Origin of the sequence: Paenibacillus agaridevorans (assembly GCF_003112455.1) — a bacterium.
Taxonomy (GTDB): domain Bacteria; phylum Bacillota; class Bacilli; order Paenibacillales; family Paenibacillaceae; genus Pristimantibacillus; species Pristimantibacillus agaridevorans.
The window spans coordinates 235,747-250,439 of the sequence record NZ_BDQX01000458.1 but is presented as its reverse complement, the minus strand read 5'-3'; the positions used below and the strand labels follow the sequence as shown (position 1 = coordinate 250,439).

The 14,693-nt window shown below is 51.9% G+C and carries 16 protein-coding genes; 13 read left to right on the top strand and 3 right to left on the bottom strand.

Annotation, left to right across the window (positions count from 1 at the left end):
• The first annotated feature begins 92 nt into the window (after positions 1-92).
• The 7 genes from PAT3040_RS34910 (at position 93) to PAT3040_RS34880 (ending at position 7,173) form a co-directional block, all read left to right on the top strand.
• Positions 93-527, top strand: a complete 435-nt coding sequence (locus PAT3040_RS34910) for a Fur family transcriptional regulator (protein ID WP_108996241.1) — start codon at positions 93-95, stop codon at positions 525-527.
• Between the two features lie 13 nt (positions 528-540).
• Positions 541-840, top strand: a complete 300-nt coding sequence (yidD, locus tag PAT3040_RS34905) for a membrane protein insertion efficiency factor YidD (RefSeq protein WP_108996240.1) — start codon at positions 541-543, stop codon at positions 838-840.
• A 705-nt stretch (positions 841-1,545) separates the two neighbouring features.
• Positions 1,546-3,540, top strand: coding sequence for a methionine--tRNA ligase (metG, locus tag PAT3040_RS34900; RefSeq protein ID WP_108996239.1), 1,995 nt, complete (start codon positions 1,546-1,548; stop codon positions 3,538-3,540).
• Between the two features lie 152 nt (positions 3,541-3,692).
• Complete coding sequence (locus tag PAT3040_RS34895; RefSeq protein WP_219930351.1) at positions 3,693-4,706, top strand: metal ABC transporter solute-binding protein, Zn/Mn family; 1,014 nt, start codon at positions 3,693-3,695, stop codon at positions 4,704-4,706.
• Between the two features lie 79 nt (positions 4,707-4,785).
• Complete coding sequence (locus tag PAT3040_RS34890; protein WP_108996238.1) at positions 4,786-5,616, top strand: metal ABC transporter ATP-binding protein; 831 nt, start codon at positions 4,786-4,788, stop codon at positions 5,614-5,616.
• Positions 5,600-6,409 (top strand): metal ABC transporter permease, encoded by an 810-nt coding sequence (locus PAT3040_RS34885; protein WP_108996237.1) that lies wholly within the window; start codon positions 5,600-5,602, stop codon positions 6,407-6,409. Before PAT3040_RS34890 ends, PAT3040_RS34885 begins: the two co-directional genes overlap by 17 nt.
• Positions 6,410-6,459: 50 nt before the next feature.
• Positions 6,460-7,173, top strand: a complete 714-nt coding sequence (locus PAT3040_RS34880; protein WP_087567106.1) for a cytochrome c biogenesis CcdA family protein — start codon at positions 6,460-6,462, stop codon at positions 7,171-7,173.
• A gap of 13 nt (positions 7,174-7,186) precedes the next feature.
• Here the strand turns inward: PAT3040_RS34880 and splB are convergent, their stop codons facing one another.
• Positions 7,187-8,254, bottom strand: coding sequence for a spore photoproduct lyase (gene splB, locus PAT3040_RS34875; protein WP_108996236.1), 1,068 nt, complete (start codon positions 8,252-8,254; stop codon positions 7,187-7,189).
• Between the two features lie 242 nt (positions 8,255-8,496).
• Between splB and mntR the strand changes: the two genes are divergently transcribed.
• Positions 8,497-8,919 carry a transcriptional regulator MntR gene (mntR, locus tag PAT3040_RS34870; RefSeq protein WP_108996235.1) on the top strand — a complete coding sequence of 141 codons (423 nt, stop codon included), beginning with the start codon at positions 8,497-8,499 and terminating at the stop codon, positions 8,917-8,919.
• Between the two features lie 86 nt (positions 8,920-9,005).
• Here mntR and PAT3040_RS34865 read toward each other — a convergent pair whose 3' ends face one another.
• Complete coding sequence (locus tag PAT3040_RS34865; RefSeq protein WP_108996234.1) at positions 9,006-9,341, bottom strand: hypothetical protein; 336 nt, start codon at positions 9,339-9,341, stop codon at positions 9,006-9,008.
• Between the two features lie 27 nt (positions 9,342-9,368).
• Complete coding sequence (locus PAT3040_RS34860; protein ID WP_087567102.1) at positions 9,369-10,358, bottom strand: DUF1385 domain-containing protein; 990 nt, start codon at positions 10,356-10,358, stop codon at positions 9,369-9,371.
• Between the two features lie 206 nt (positions 10,359-10,564).
• Here PAT3040_RS34860 and PAT3040_RS34855 point away from each other — a divergent pair, with 206 nt between their 5' ends.
• The 5 genes from PAT3040_RS34855 to PAT3040_RS34835 all read left to right on the top strand — a co-directional run bounded on the left by PAT3040_RS34855 (position 10,565) and on the right by PAT3040_RS34835 (position 14,691).
• Positions 10,565-11,068, top strand: coding sequence for a YqhR family membrane protein (locus PAT3040_RS34855; protein ID WP_246608698.1), 504 nt, complete (start codon positions 10,565-10,567; stop codon positions 11,066-11,068).
• Positions 11,069-11,161: 93 nt separating this feature from the next.
• Positions 11,162-11,608, top strand: coding sequence for a type II 3-dehydroquinate dehydratase (gene aroQ / locus PAT3040_RS34850; RefSeq protein WP_087567100.1), 447 nt, complete (start codon positions 11,162-11,164; stop codon positions 11,606-11,608).
• A gap of 21 nt (positions 11,609-11,629) precedes the next feature.
• A complete protein-coding gene (locus PAT3040_RS34845) occupies positions 11,630-12,703 on the top strand; it encodes a M24 family metallopeptidase (RefSeq protein ID WP_108996233.1) in 1,074 nt (357 codons plus the stop codon).
• 27 nt (positions 12,704-12,730) lie between these two features.
• The gene (gene efp / locus PAT3040_RS34840) at positions 12,731-13,288 is read left to right on the top strand and encodes an elongation factor P (RefSeq protein ID WP_108996232.1); all 558 of its coding nucleotides are present in this window, start codon (positions 12,731-12,733) and stop codon (positions 13,286-13,288) included.
• A 149-nt stretch (positions 13,289-13,437) separates the two neighbouring features.
• On the top strand, positions 13,438-14,691 hold the full coding sequence (locus tag PAT3040_RS34835; protein ID WP_108996231.1) for an aspartate kinase: 1,254 nt from the start codon (positions 13,438-13,440) through the stop codon (positions 14,689-14,691).
• Positions 14,692-14,693: the final 2 nt, after the last annotated feature.

Genomic DNA, 14,693 nt, shown 5'->3' with positions numbered 1-14,693 from the left:
GCTCCGCTCCTCAGGTTCTAGCTTCATCCAATCTTCTCGGTACTGAGAACCGAACTTTTTGAACATGCACTCTATGAGTCGGAGGGTCAACTATGCATACAGTAGAGGAAATTGTAGGACGCATGTCCAGTCAAGGGCTGCGGGTAACGGATCAAAGAAAGACGCTGGCAAAGCTGTTCGCAGATTCGCCGGGATATCTATCTCCTAAGGATGTCTATGAATACATGTGCAAAAAGTATTCCGGACTTAGCTTCGATACGGTCTATCGGAATCTGAGGGTAATGGAAGAATTGGGTGTGCTGGAGCAGGTCGTCTTTGAGGAAGGCGTCAAGTTCAAGTTGCATTGCCGCGAGCATGAGCATCATCACCATCTCATTTGTTTGCAGTGCGGGCTGACTTATCCCATCACGTACTGCCCAATGGAGCAGACGGTTATTCCGGACGAATTCCGCGTCGTTAAGCATAAGTTCGAAGTGTTCGGTTATTGCAAGACATGCGTGCAGGAAGATGCCGCCGCACAGGGTTAAGGAGGACTTGCCCATGAATTCCGCCAGCGTCAACGACGAGACTGCAGCAAAGAAGAACAGGCGTTGGTCGCAGGCCGTCGTCAAGGCGCCTGTCGTGTTCTACCGAAAGGTGATCTCGCCGCTCAAGCCGCCGACTTGCCGGTTCTATCCGACTTGCTCGGCTTACGCGCTGGAAGCGATTGAGCGCCATGGCGCTGCGCGAGGGAGCTGGCTGGCTGCAAAACGAATCGCGAAATGTCATCCGTTCCATCCCGGCGGTTTCGATCCGGTCCCGGAGCCGGCGGTACGACATCATGGCAAGGGCGCGCAGTAGCTTCATGCCTTTAGCGAAGGCCTGAAACGATTGGGCGAGTGCGTTCTTGACAGAGCATGGCGAATTTGAGTATAGTAGCATCATATCAGCATTGCCAGCGAATGGATAAGTACAGCGGGGAGCCTTCCAAGAGAGCCGGGCATAAATGGTGCGAGCCGGCAAGGGGAGACGCTGGAAGATGGTCCGGGAGGCATCGCTTTCGAGCTTGGGCATGGACCAGGTAAGGGAGTGACGCATGCGCAAGCGTTAACGGCGCCAGTCGTCCCTCAGTGACGGCTAATGAAGCAGTTGATGGCAGGTAGGCGGAGAGGCTCGATGGAATATCGGTCGCACCCGCTGCAGCATCGGCTGGAATTTGGGTGGTACCACGTGAGATCAGCTCTCGTCCCATATTGGACGAGGCTTTTTTGCGTTTAAAAGGATGTTCAAAAGTCCGCTTTTGATCACGAAGTATGCCAAGAAGCCTACTCAACATCGAATATTGAATTCAGGCGAAACTAAGCGTATGCTTTCGAAGTATGTTTCCTCCGGAAACATTGCAGGTGCTCACGTAGCTTCCACTACGCTCCGCTCCTCAGTTTCTACCTTCATCCAATCTTCTACAGCGTTTTTGAAAAAAACGCAGCATCGGAAGCATACGCTCATGTGCTGAAAATCGAACTTTTTGAACTCTCACTTTAAGCACAATCCTAAGGAGGAATTTCGATGGCTAATCGCAACAAAACGTTTTATTTGACGACGCCGATCTATTATCCGAGTGACAAGCTTCATATCGGCCATGCCTATACGACCGTGGCAGGGGACGCAATGGCGCGGTATAAGCGTCTGCGCGGCTACGATGTATGGTACTTGACGGGTACGGACGAACATGGCCAGAAGATCGAACGCAAGGCGAAGGAGAAGGGTCAGACCCCTCAGCAATTCGTGGACAACATCGTCGTCGGCATTAAGGAATTGTGGAGCAAGCTCGAAATTTCTAATGATGACTTCATACGTACAACGGAGGATCGCCACAAAACGGTCGTCGAACGAATCTTCCGTCAGTTGCTGGAGCAGGACGATATTTACAAAGGAACCTATGAAGGCTGGTATTGTACGCCTTGCGAATCGTTTTTTCTGGAGCGCCAGCTCGAGGGCGGCAATTGTCCGGACTGCGGGCGTCCCGTCGAATTAGTCAAGGAGGAAAGCTACTTCTTCAGAATGAGCAAATATGCGGACCGTCTGCTGCGGCATTATGAAGAGAATCCTTCCTTTATTCAACCGGAATCCCGGAAGAATGAGATGATTAACAATTTTATTAAACCGGGGCTGGAGGATCTCGCGGTCTCTCGGACGACGTTCGATTGGGGCATCAAAGTGCCTGGCGATCCCAAACATGTTATCTACGTCTGGATCGACGCTTTGTCCAACTATATTACGGCGCTCGGCTACGGCGAAGAGAATAGCGACTCGTTCGAGCGTTTCTGGCCGGCGGATGTTCATCTCGTAGGCAAGGAGATCGTTCGGTTCCATACGATCTACTGGCCGATTATGCTGATGGCGCTCGACCTGCCGCTGCCGAAGCAAGTATTCGCGCATGGCTGGCTGTTGACGAAGGAAGGCAAGATGTCGAAGTCGAAGGGGACCGTCGTGGATCCCGTCGTTCTGATTGACCGTTACGGACTCGATGCTCTTCGCTACTATTTGCTGCGGGAGGTGCCATTCGGCGCGGACGGCGCGTTCACGCCCGAAAATTTCGTCGAACGGATCAACTTCGATCTCGCGAACGATCTGGGCAATTTGTTAAACCGGACGATCGCGATGATCGACAAATATTTCGACGGCTCCGTACCGAATTTCGCTGGCATTGTTACGCCGTTCGACGAGACGCTGCAGCAGTTCGCTGCCAATACGATCAGTCAGGTGGAAGAAGCGATGGAGAGAATGGAGTTCTCCGTTGCATTGACTTCCCTGTGGCAATTCGTGAGCCGGACGAACAAATACATCGACGAAACGCAGCCTTGGACGCTTGCCAAGGATGAAAGCAAGCGAGGCGAACTGGCATCCGCGATGTATCATCTGGCGGAGTCGCTCCGTCTGGTCTCGATTATGCTGCAGCCATTCCTGACGCATGCCCCGGTCGAGATGTGGAAGCAGCTAGGTCTTTCGCCGGGCGAGTTGACGGACTGGGAAGGCATGAAAAAATTCGGCTTGACGCCAGGCGGCACCCGCGTCGCGAAGGGCGATCCGCTTTTCCCTAGACTGGAGACGGAAGTAGAAGCAGCGTTTATCGCAGCATCCATGAGCGGGGGCGTTAAGGCGCCTGAAGCGCCAGCGGCGGAGAACCGAGCTTCAGGAGCTGTCGACGCTGCAGCGGCGAATCGACCGGACGAAAAGCCGGAGATCGGCATCGACGAGTTCGCGAAGGTGGAGCTGCGCGTCGCTCAAGTGCTGGCTGCCGAGCCTGTGCCGAAGGCGGATAAACTCCTGAAGCTGCAGCTTGATCTCGGGTACGAGACGCGTCAGGTTGTATCCGGCATTGCCCGCTATTACAAGCCTGAGGAGCTGGTCGGCCGCAAAGTCATCTGCGTAACGAATCTAAAACCGGTAAAGCTGAGAGGCGAGATGTCTCAAGGGATGATTTTGGCTGCATCGGAAGGCGAGCAATTAACGCTTGCGACGGTGCCTGACAGTATGCCTAATGGCGCCATTGTAAAGTAGTAACGAAAGCCGCTCCTCTATCTTACGCGATAGGTAGGAACGGCTTTTTTTTGTAATCATGGGAAATGATATTGACAACTTCGATCTTACGGACTTATAATTCTAAAAGTAATCATAACGATTACTATTAAGAGGATTGGAGAAACAATAATATGAAACTATCCCATTCGCAACGTCCCTTCCGTCCAATAGCTGCTGCCATGTTATCCGCAATGCTGGTTATCGCGGGCTGTGCAGGCAATAATAATGGCAATGCGGCAGCCAATAACACAGCAGGCAATCAGCCGGCTTCCGCAGCGCCTGAGGTTCAAAAGCTGTCCGTAGTGACAAGCTTCTATCCGCTTTATTATTTGACCTCGGAGATCGGGGGAGAGCATGTCGAGGTGACGAACCTGATCTCGTCCGGCGTAGAGCCGCATGACTGGACGCCCAAGAGCCAAGACCTGAACAAGGCGTCGAAAGCGGAGCTGTTTCTGTACCATGGAGCCGGGCTTGAGACTTGGGTCGAAGATTTCACGAAGGGCCTCTCCGGAGACAGCGCCGTCATGGTCAAAGCTATGAGCGAGGGAATCGATCTGATCAAAGGCGAAGAGGATGAGGACGAGGATTCTCACGACCACTCCCATGAGGATGAGCATCACCACGCTATTGATCCGCATACCTGGGTAAGTCCGAAGTCCGTGCTTGTCTTGGCGCAGAATGTAAAGAACAGTCTGATTGCCGCGGACGCCGATAACGCTGCAGTCTATGAACAAAATTATACGGCGCTCCATGGCAAGTTGACGACGCTGGATAAGGACTACGCGGAGAAGCTTGGCGCCGTGAAACAAAAAAATATCGTCGTATCCCACGAAGCCTTCGGTTACTTGGCCAGAGATTACGGATTGAATCAAGTATCCATTATGGGGCTTAATCCCGACGCCGAACCAAGAGCGCAGGATATTCTTAAGATTGCGAAATTCGTCAAGGAAAATGACGTGAAGTATATCTTCTTCGAGGAGCTTGTATCGGATCAGCTCGCCGTTATGCTTGCGAACGAAGCAAAGGTAGAGACAATGGTGCTTAACCCGCTGGAAGGATTGACGAAGGAGCAAGAGAAGGCTGGCATTACCTACTTGAACCTGATGCAATCGAACTTGCAAAATTTAGTGCAGGCATTACAATAGAATAGATCTGATTGAATTTCTCGGAGCTCCCACGGCTCCGATTTTTCCTTTTACCCCATAGCTTCGAGGAGAGAATGCAATGTCTACAATTACTTCCGCGGCCGCAACGGACGACGGCTGTCGTAACCATAATGATGTGATTACGGTCGAACATGTCTCTTTTGCCTATCAGCACAAACAAGTCATGGAAAACGTCAGCTTCAGCGTCAAGGAGCGCGACTTTATCGGTCTTATCGGGACGAACGGCGCAGGCAAAACAACGCTTCTGCGAATGATCGTCGGTCTTCATAAGCCCAGCTCCGGCCAAATTCGGCTATTTGGCGAGCCGGTGGGCAAGTTTAAGGAATGGGAGCGGATCGGCTATGTGCCTCAGCGCAACGCCTTTAATCCGCAATTCCCCGCAACTGTACATGAAGTTGTCTTGTCCGGCCTCTACGGCCGCAAGAAACTGTTCAAGAGACTTAACCGCGGCGATCATACAAAAGCTTCGGATGCCATGGATGCGATGGGCATAACCGATCTCGGCGAAAAGCGGATCGGGCAGCTGTCCGGCGGACAGCAGCAACGCGTGTTTCTTGCCAGAGCGCTTATTAACAGTCCGTCGCTGCTTATCCTCGATGAGCCGACCGTTGGTATCGATGCGGAGACGCAGGAGAGCTTCTTTCATATGATCAAGCACATGCATCAGCATCATAACATGACGTTCCTGATGGTATCGCATGATATGGAGATGATTCGAGGCTATCTTGGGGAAGAGCCTGCTTCCAGCGCTGGCAAATTGCACTTTTACATCAAGCATTCGCATGAAACCCAGGATTGCGTCGAAAGCAATCTGGCTCATAGTCTCAAGGGGCTCCGGGAGCGGATGGAAGGCGGAAGAGAGGTTATCGCAATTGGAAATTCTAACTAGCGAATTCTTCCAGAAGGCGCTGCTAGGCGGGTTGTTCATCGGCATTACGGCTCCGCTTGTCGGTCTGTTCCTTGTGCTGAGGCGACTGTCGATGATTGGGGATACGCTGTCGCATGTCGCTATCGCAGGCGTTGCGCTGGGGTTCCTGACCGGCGTATATCCATTAGTGGCTGGCATCGTATTTTCTATCGCAGCTTCCTTCGCTATCGAAAAGCTACGCAAAGCCTACAAAACATACGCAGAGCTGTCGCTTGCGATCATCATGTCCGGCGGGATTGCGCTTGCTTCGATCTTGTTCACACTTGGTAAGAGCTACTCGATGAACGTCAACAGCTATCTGTTCGGCAGCATCTATACGTTAAACAGTGCGGATCTATGGATTATCGGCGGCGTTACGGGAGCTGTATTAATCGTCATCGGCACCCAGGTAAAGGAGCTCTTCCTGCTTACGTTTGACGAGGAAGCGGCCGCCGTCAGCGGCTTGCCTGTCCGATTCTACAATGTTATGATTAGCGTACTTACGGCCCTTATTATTAGCGTTTCCATCAAAATAGTAGGAGCATTGCTCGTCTCGGCATTATTAACGATTCCAGCCGCTTGCAGTCTCATCATCGCGCGCAGCTTCAAACAAAGCGTTATCGCGGTCGTTGTGATCGGCGAGTTCGCGCTGTTGTTCGGCCTTATCATCGCAGGCGTTTGGAACCTGGCGCCGGGCGGAACAATCGTGCTTCTTTTGATCTTCATTCTGCTGCTTTTGCTGGCATCGCGCCGAGGTTTGCGTCTCTTTAACTAACGGTTGGAGAGACCTGTTCCGGGGCAAATGTGAAAGGTGGTTGACAATAGTTGTCTGACATGAATTTATGGATAGCGTTAGGCGCGGGTTTCGCATCCTTTATCTCGCCGTGCTGTCTGCCGCTCTATCCTTCGTATTTATCCTACATAACAGGCATTTCCGTGTCGGAGCTAAAGGACGCCGACAAAACAAAAGGCAAGCGATTGCTGATGATGTCGCACACTTTGTTTTTCGTTCTTGGCTTCAGCACGGTTTACTATACGCTCGGGTATGGCACCAACGTATTCAGCGAATTTTTCAGCGAATACAATGCCTTGATTCGGCAATTGTCCGCCATACTTATTATTTTGATGGGATTGTTCCTGATGGGCATCTTCAAGCCGGGGCTGCTGATGAAGGAGCGTCGAATGAATCTGGTGCCTAAGCGTGCGGGCTACCTCAGTTCGTTTGTGTTCGGCATTGGCTTTTCTGCCGGATGGACGCCCTGCACAGGGCCTGTATTAACCGCCATTTTAGGATTGGCGGCTTCCGAGCCCGGCACCTGGTTCGGTCTTACGACGGCATACTCGCTTGGCTTCGCCATTCCATTTTTCGTCTTGGCATTTTTCCTGGGTACGGCGCGCTGGATTCTAAAGTATTCGGCCAAAGTCATGAAGATCGGTGGCGGCGTCATGATCCTGATGGGCATCCTGCTCTTTACGGATCAGATGACCCAAATTACAATCTGGCTTAATATGATCACGCCCGAATGGCTCAAATTCTGATTGAACAACCTTTTTAAGTGAAGTATTCGATTCTTGCTTCAGGGAATCGCTCGAAGATGCGCTCCGAGATGAACAGCCGGAGCGCTTCCGCTTGTTCATCGGGGTATACGTATTTGCCTTGGCCCCAGCGGCCCCACTTGTACTTCCGCTTCTCTATGTCCATCTCCAGCTTCGTCTTGGGATATCGTTTCTCTATGACCGACTTGGCTGTCTTGGTGAAGCGATGTTGAATAAGCTCGAAGGTTAGATCGGTTCGCACATCAGGCGGCAGCGCTTCGTCGAGCGAGTCGATAAGTTCCCCGTACCCGTCCTGCCATCCGTCGAACCAGATGATCGGGGCAATGATGAAACCGATGGGGTATCCGGCTCTCGCGCATTTCGCTGCGGCTTCGATCCGCTGCTCGAATCTGGACGTCGCGGGTTCGAAATGTTTGATGACGTACTTGCTGTTTACGCTGAAGCGGATGCGCGTGTTGCCGTTATGGTTGGCATCCAACAGGGAATCGACATGATGGAATTTCGTCACGAAGCGCAGCCTTCCATTAGGCTGCTGCCCCATAAAGTCGATCAGTTCTCTGAGACTACCAGTTATAGGCTCCAGGCCTACGGGATCGGAAGTGCAGGCGGCTTCGAAACGGGTTGTTTCCGGCAATCGTTCCTGAATATAGCCTAGCGCTGCGTCCATGATTTCATCTGTATTGACGTACACGCGAATATAAGGCTTTGCTCCAAGCGTGGTCTGCAAATAACAATAATGGCAATGCGCCATGCATCCCGTCGCGATCGGAATAGCGTACTCCGCGGAAGGCTTGGACGTGTCGAATTTAAGCGTCTTGCGTATACCTACGACAAGCGTTCGCTTGGCGATGCGGTATTGCTCCAGCTCGGTATCCCCTGGAAGGTTCGTTATGCGGTTATGCGATGTTGTCATCCGATAGGGTATGCCGGTTTCCTTGGCCCATTCGAAAATCCGTTGTCCCTTGGGATAATCCAGTGCCGCCGGTTCAAAATAGACGAGCTCCGGCACAAAGGACAGGTCTGACGTCTTTTTACGGCTTTGCTCGATCGTCTGTACCGACATTTGTCATTCTCCTCTTCTTGGAATAAAGCCGCACCGTCAAAACGCAGCTTGTTACGTCTTATGGGTTAGTGTTTCAGAATTGAGGAAGCGGTAGTCAAGCATGCGCGATCAGATTATGGGAGGAACCCGCCCAAGCAAGCGGAGAGGGGCGGCTAGGTTGCAGCAAGCTGCACCACAGTGTATGATACAATGAGTGAAAAACGCGCTCCGGCTGGATGCGCGAGGTAAGGAGGCTAACGCGAGTGCCGACTCCGAGCATGGAAGATTATTTGGAGCGAATTTATAAACTCATCGAGGAAAAAGGGTATGCGCGGGTCTCTGACATTGCGGAGGGTCTCGAGGTTCACCCGTCTTCCGTTACGAAGATGATTCAGAAGCTGGATAAGGACAGCTATCTGATCTATGAGAAATATAGAGGTCTAGTCCTGACGAACAAAGGCAAAAAAATGGGCAAACGTTTGATGGAGCGCCATGATCTGCTGGAGTCCTTCTTGACGACGATAGGCGTACAAGAAGAGAACATATACAAGGATGTCGAAGGCATTGAGCATCATCTCAGCTGGGACTCCATTACTTGTATCGAGACACTGGTGGAATATTTCCGTAGAGATCCCGGCCGATTGGACGAGCTTCGGTCGCTGCGAAGCGAACTGGATAACGATTAGACTTACATACGAATGATTGGTCAGACAATAATAAGGCCGTTGGAACGATACCTGCATCGTCTCAACGGCCTTATTATTGTGTCCGGTTAATGATATTTAGGCGTGTCCTCGTCATCCTTGCCGCCCTCAATGACTCTGAACGGTATGGTGCGGGATTTTGTTCTGTCCTTCTTCGACTTGGACTGCGTTGTCGTCTTGCGCGGTGCGTAAGCGTTGCGGCCGCGCTGTCCATAACCTCCCTGATTGTTGCCTCTCAAGAAGGAAGGCGGGTATTTGTAGAGGAGGAAGATGCCGCCAATAATGATGATTGGAAGTAGAAACTGAATCGGGTTGCTGCTGCTAATTCCTTCGACGAACCCGATAACGATGAGCAGGGCTACGACGATTCCCGCGATCATCCAGCCTTTCGATCTGCTTCGCATCCTATCACGCCTTTCCGTAAAGAGGGATTAAATAGCTTTCGGCTCGTTCGCCGAAAGGTTTACTCCGGCAGCTGCCTGTCGGTCGAGCTCCAGCATGCGCTTAAAGGAAGCGATGGATACCTTCACTTGCTCGTCGTTCGGTTCCTTTGTCGTGAGCAACTGCAGCCACAAACCCGGATATCCGAGGAAACGCAGAACAGGAACCTCGCGTACTGAGTTAGTCAGTCTGAGCACCTCGTAAGATAAACCCAGAACCGCGGGGAGAAGCAGGATGCGGAGGTAGATGCGCTCCCAGATGGTCTCCCATTCAAAGATCGGCATGGAATATACGACAACCCCGACAATAACCGTGAAGACGATAAAACTGGAGCCGCAGCGATAATGGAGCCGGCTGTACTTCTGCACGTTCTCGACGGTCAACTTTTCGCCGGCTTCATAGGCGCTGATTACCTTATGTTCGGCGCCATGATATTGGAACAGCCGTTTAATAATCGGCGTCAAGGAGATGAAGTAGAGATAGACCAGCAGCAAGATGATTTTAATAAGTCCCTCCAAGAGGTTATGACCGACTTGACTGCTGAATGCCTTGGCGAACAGAAGATCTTCGATCGCGGCGGGTACGGCGGTAAAGATCAGCTTGCCGAAGATAAAAGACAACACGCCGGCAACCGCTACGCTCACAATCATGCCGAGACTAAAACCTTTTTTCTCGGGCTCGGCTTTTTTGGGTTCGTCAGCCTTGCCTTCCTCGGCCGTCTCGTCTTCCGCGTAGGCTTCCATCGAGAAATTGAGATGCTGCGAGCCCTTTGCGCTGGATTCGACAATGCCGACGACTCCGCGCACTAAAGGGATTTTTTTGAGCCCGGTTACCCAGCGCTTGGAGCTTCTAGGCACCTCATAAAATTCAATCTCATCGTTCTTGCGCCTGACTGCCGTCACGTTGACGTGTTTGCCGGCGAACATGACGCCTTCGATGACGGCTTGTCCGCCGTAAATGTTTCTAGGTTCCTGAGGCAAAGGTTGGTCACCATCCTTGAATAATAACTAACTGAACTTCTTTCTATTGTACTTGATCTAACCAAGGATTGCGAGTGCGCGAAGGTTGCCGTATGCGGCCTTTCGCGACTTTCTCTGATTATGGAACGCCTGAAATATCCATACTATATGGACAGCAAGTCAAAAAAAGCGGGTGGCACCGCTTAATGAAGAGGAGCGCGATCCATTTGAAGAACAGGCAATCAGATAAGGATACCTATAGCGACCATCATACGAATCGTTGGCTATACGCGGTTCATATTGGGTTGTTCGCCGGCTTGATCTGGGGCTGCATAAGGTGGATGTTCTATAGTATGAAATTCACTACGGAGCTGCCGGGGTTTCTGATGGAGCCGTTTTTCCGGCATCATTTTCTAATCAGCTATTGGGGCATTGTAATTGGCATTGCCGGTTTTACCGTATTCTCTATTGCTGCAGCGTTGTTATATACAGCATTACTCGGTCGTTTTAGAGGACCATGGCCGGGCATCTTTTATGGCTTGGGCTGGTGGGCGCTTATGTTTTTAGCGGCAGGTCCTCTGATTGGCATGACGAGTAGAGTGAATGCGGCAGGCTGGAACACGGTTTTATCCGAGCTGTGCATTTTTACGCTCTGGGGCGTGTTCATCGGGTACTCGATTGCTTTCGAATTCACGGACGAATCGTCCCGAGAGCCGGCATCGGCGAAGTAATGGACATGGCGCTTCTCAAGCGGCGGGCATTTGTGGTAAAATGTCTAATGATTCAGGCGCTAGAGGTGAGCTAGCCGCATGGGAGGAACCGCAATGCGCAATATCGCAGTGTTCAACGGTCCGAATTTGAATATGCTCGGCATTCGAGAGCCGGGCGTTTACGGCAACAATTCCTTGTCTGCTATCGAAGAAATGATTGCGGACAAGGCGAAGGAGCTCGGCGTGGAGGTAACTTGCTTCCAGACCAATCACGAAGGGGAAATGATCGATCGAATCCATGCGACCTATGGGAAGATGGACGGAATTATTATTAATCCCGGAGCCTGGACGCATTACAGCTATGCCCTGCGAGACGCGTTAAGCGCGGTATCGTTGCCGATCGTCGAGGTTCATCTGTCCAACATTCATAAGAGAGAGCCGTTCCGGCATGTGTCGGTAGTGGCGCCGATCGCGTTTGGCCAAATTGCGGGCTTCGGAGCCATCGGTTATACGTTGGCGCTGGAAGCGCTTGTGCATGAGCTGAACCGCGAAGGCGCATAAGCGTAAAGGGAGTGACAACAAATGAGTATGGAGAGATTGAACCGTCTTCGGAAGCTTATGGAAGAAAGCCGGCTTGAAGCTTTGTTAATCGCAAGCTCGCATAACCGGAGATACATAAGCGGATTTACCGGAAGCTCGGGGTATGTGCTTGTGACCAGCGACAAGGCTGTTCTGCTGACAGATTTCCGTTATCGTGTTCAAGCGGCGGAGCAAGCCAAAGGGCTCGACATCATCGAGCATGGCACCAGTCCGCTGGACGAAGTCAGAGAGCTTCTAAAAGGATGGGGCATAGGCAAGCTTGCCTTCGAACAGGAGCATGTTACGTTCGCTGAGCATGTCCGCTGGAGCACGTTGCTTAAGGACATCACGCTCGTACCTGCCGAAGGTTTAATCGAGAAGCTGCGGATGATAAAGGACGAATCGGAGCTTGCGATTATGCAAGAAGCAGCCGACCTGGCGGATCGTACCTTCGCCTATATTACAGGGCTCATTCGCAGCGGCATGCGCGAGACCGACGTAGCGCTGGAGATGGAAGTGTACATGCGCAGCAATGGCGCGACCAGCTCTTCCTTCGATACGATCGTTGCATCGGGAGAACGCTCCGCACTGCCGCACGGCGTGGCAAGCGAGCGTGTGATCGGTACGAACGAATTTATCAAGCTGGACTTCGGCGCCTATTACAAGGGTTATTGCTCCGATTTGACGCGTACGGTCGTTATCGGGCAGCCGACAGACAAGCACCGCGAAATTTACAACATCGTACTGGAAGCTCAGCTTCATGCGCTCGCGAACATTCGTCCCGGCATGACGGGATTGGAAGCCGACGCGCTTGCGCGCAATATCATTACGAAATACGGCTATGGAGACATGTTCGGTCATGGCACCGGCCACGGTCTTGGCATGGAGATTCACGAATCTCCGCGGTTGTCGAGGCTTAGCGACACGATTTTAACCCCCGGTATGACTGTAACGGTGGAACCCGGCATCTACTTGCCCGGCTTCGGCGGAGTAAGGATCGAGGACGACATCGTTATAACGGATTCCGGCATTAAAATATTAACCTCATCCCCGAAAGAGCTTATCTGCCTGGGATAGGAATTTTCATTCAGGAGGGAATCAGCAATGATTTCAGTAAACGATTTTAAGACAGGCCTTACGGTTCAAGTGGACAACGACATCTTCACAGTGCTTGACTTCCAACACGTGAAACCTGGCAAAGGCGCAGCCTTCGTACGCTCCAAGCTGAAGAACCTCCGCAATGGCAACGTCGTTGAAAAGACATTTCGCGCAGGCGAAACGATCGGCCGCGCTCAAATCGAAAACAGAGCCGTGCAATACCTCTACAACTCCGGTTCCGAGTACACGTTCATGGACAACGAGACATTCGACCAGTTCAATCTGGAGAAAGATCAGTTGGAATGGGAGCTTAACTTCCTGAAGGAAAACATGAACGTTAACATCTCCAGCTACCAAGGCGAAATCCTTGGGATCCAAATGCCGAACAGCGTAGAGCTGGCCGTTACAGAAACAGAGCCTGGCGTAAAAGGCAACACGGCGCAAGGCGCAACGAAAACCGCGAAGGTGGAGACTGGCCTTAACGTTCAAGTGCCGCTCTTTATTAATGAAGGCGACGTTCTGCTTATCGATACGCGCGAAGGCAAATACATTTCCCGCGCATAAAATGGCAGTCAACGCTTGCGAACCGTCCGGCTTTGTCGGGCGGTTTTTGTTTGTCGAAAATTGATGCGGGAAAGTATGTTCATAGGCAAGCAGGCTGTGTTATAATATGATCTTGTATGTATATGTCAAGGTTGGGGAGTGAATCAGCTTTGTCTTTGGTCGTGATGAAGTTTGGAGGCAGTTCCGTAGGGACGCCAGAGAGAATGCAACGTGTAGCGAAGCGTATTATCGAGAAGCAGCAAGAAGGCAACGCCGTCGTCGTGGTTGTGTCCGCCATGGGCGATACGACGGACGACCTGATTGATCAATCGAAGACTTTGAACCCGAATCCTCCTGCTCGCGAGATGGATATGCTGATGACGGTCGGCGAGCAGATTTCGATCGCTTTATTGTCTATGACTGTTCATGGTTTGGGCGGCAAGGCCGTATCGTTTACAGGCTGGCAAGCCGGCATGCGGACGGATGCGGTTCATGGCAAAGCCAAAATTATCGATATAGATGGAAGTCGCGTGTTCAAGGCGCTCAAGGAAGGCAATGTCGCCATCGTCGCAGGATTCCAGGGCACAAGCGAAGAAGGCGATATTACGACGCTTGGCAGAGGCGGCTCCGATACGACGGCCGTGGCGCTGGCTGCCGCGCTTAAAGCCGATGTATGCGAAATTTATACCGACGTAGACGGCGTCTACTCGACGGATCCGCGTGTCGTTAAGAACGCGCGCAAGCTGGAAGAAATTTCGTACGACGAAATGCTGGAGCTTGCTCATCTTGGCGCGGCGGTTCTGCATCCGCGCGCGGTGGAATATGCGAAACATAACAACGTGCGGTTGGTCGTTCGTTCCAGCTTTACCTATAACGAAGGGACAAGTGTGAAGGAGGAAGCAGTTATGGAGCAAGGCGTGGTCGTGCGGGGCATCGCATTTGATAAAAACGTAGCAAGAATCAGCATTCTAGGCGTTGAGGACGTTCCAGGCGTGCTCGCTAACGTATTCGGCGCGCTTGCAGCCGAAAGCATCGATGTTGATATTATCGTGCAAAGCGGCGTGGCGGACGGCAAGGCCGACTTCTCGTTCACCGTCTCCGGCGATGATCGAGAGAGAGCTATCGCCGTTATCGAAAACAATCGTGCCGAGGTGCCGTTCCGCGAAACGAATTCGGAGAGCGGATTGGTCAAGGTATCCATCGTTGGAGCAGGTATGGTCAGCAACCCTGGAGTTGCCGCTACGATGTTCAAGGCTATCTCCTCGATCGGCGTCAGCATCAAGATGGTCAGCACATCGGAGATTAAAGTATCCTGCGTCATCAACTCAGAGCCGCTTGCCGATGTCGTTCGTGCGCTTCACACGGCATATGGCCTCGACACGACTGAACAAGTTTTCGTCGGCGGTCCATCGGAACGCAGATAAGC

Coding starts and splice junctions, on each gene's coding strand:
- PAT3040_RS34910 (WP_108996241.1), top strand. CDS start 93: ATGCATACAGTAGAGGAAATTGTAGGACGCATGTCCAGTCAAGGGCTG.
- yidD (WP_108996240.1), top strand. CDS start 541: ATGAATTCCGCCAGCGTCAACGACGAGACTGCAGCAAAGAAGAACAGG.
- metG (WP_108996239.1), top strand. CDS start 1,546: ATGGCTAATCGCAACAAAACGTTTTATTTGACGACGCCGATCTATTAT.
- PAT3040_RS34895 (WP_219930351.1), top strand. CDS start 3,693: ATGAAACTATCCCATTCGCAACGTCCCTTCCGTCCAATAGCTGCTGCC.
- PAT3040_RS34890 (WP_108996238.1), top strand. CDS start 4,786: ATGTCTACAATTACTTCCGCGGCCGCAACGGACGACGGCTGTCGTAAC.
- splB (WP_108996236.1), bottom strand. CDS start 8,254: ATGTCGGTACAGACGATCGAGCAAAGCCGTAAAAAGACGTCAGACCTG.
- PAT3040_RS34865 (WP_108996234.1), bottom strand. CDS start 9,341: ATGCGAAGCAGATCGAAAGGCTGGATGATCGCGGGAATCGTCGTAGCC.
- aroQ (WP_087567100.1), top strand. CDS start 11,162: ATGCGCAATATCGCAGTGTTCAACGGTCCGAATTTGAATATGCTCGGC.
- PAT3040_RS34845 (WP_108996233.1), top strand. CDS start 11,630: ATGAGTATGGAGAGATTGAACCGTCTTCGGAAGCTTATGGAAGAAAGC.
- efp (WP_108996232.1), top strand. CDS start 12,731: ATGATTTCAGTAAACGATTTTAAGACAGGCCTTACGGTTCAAGTGGAC.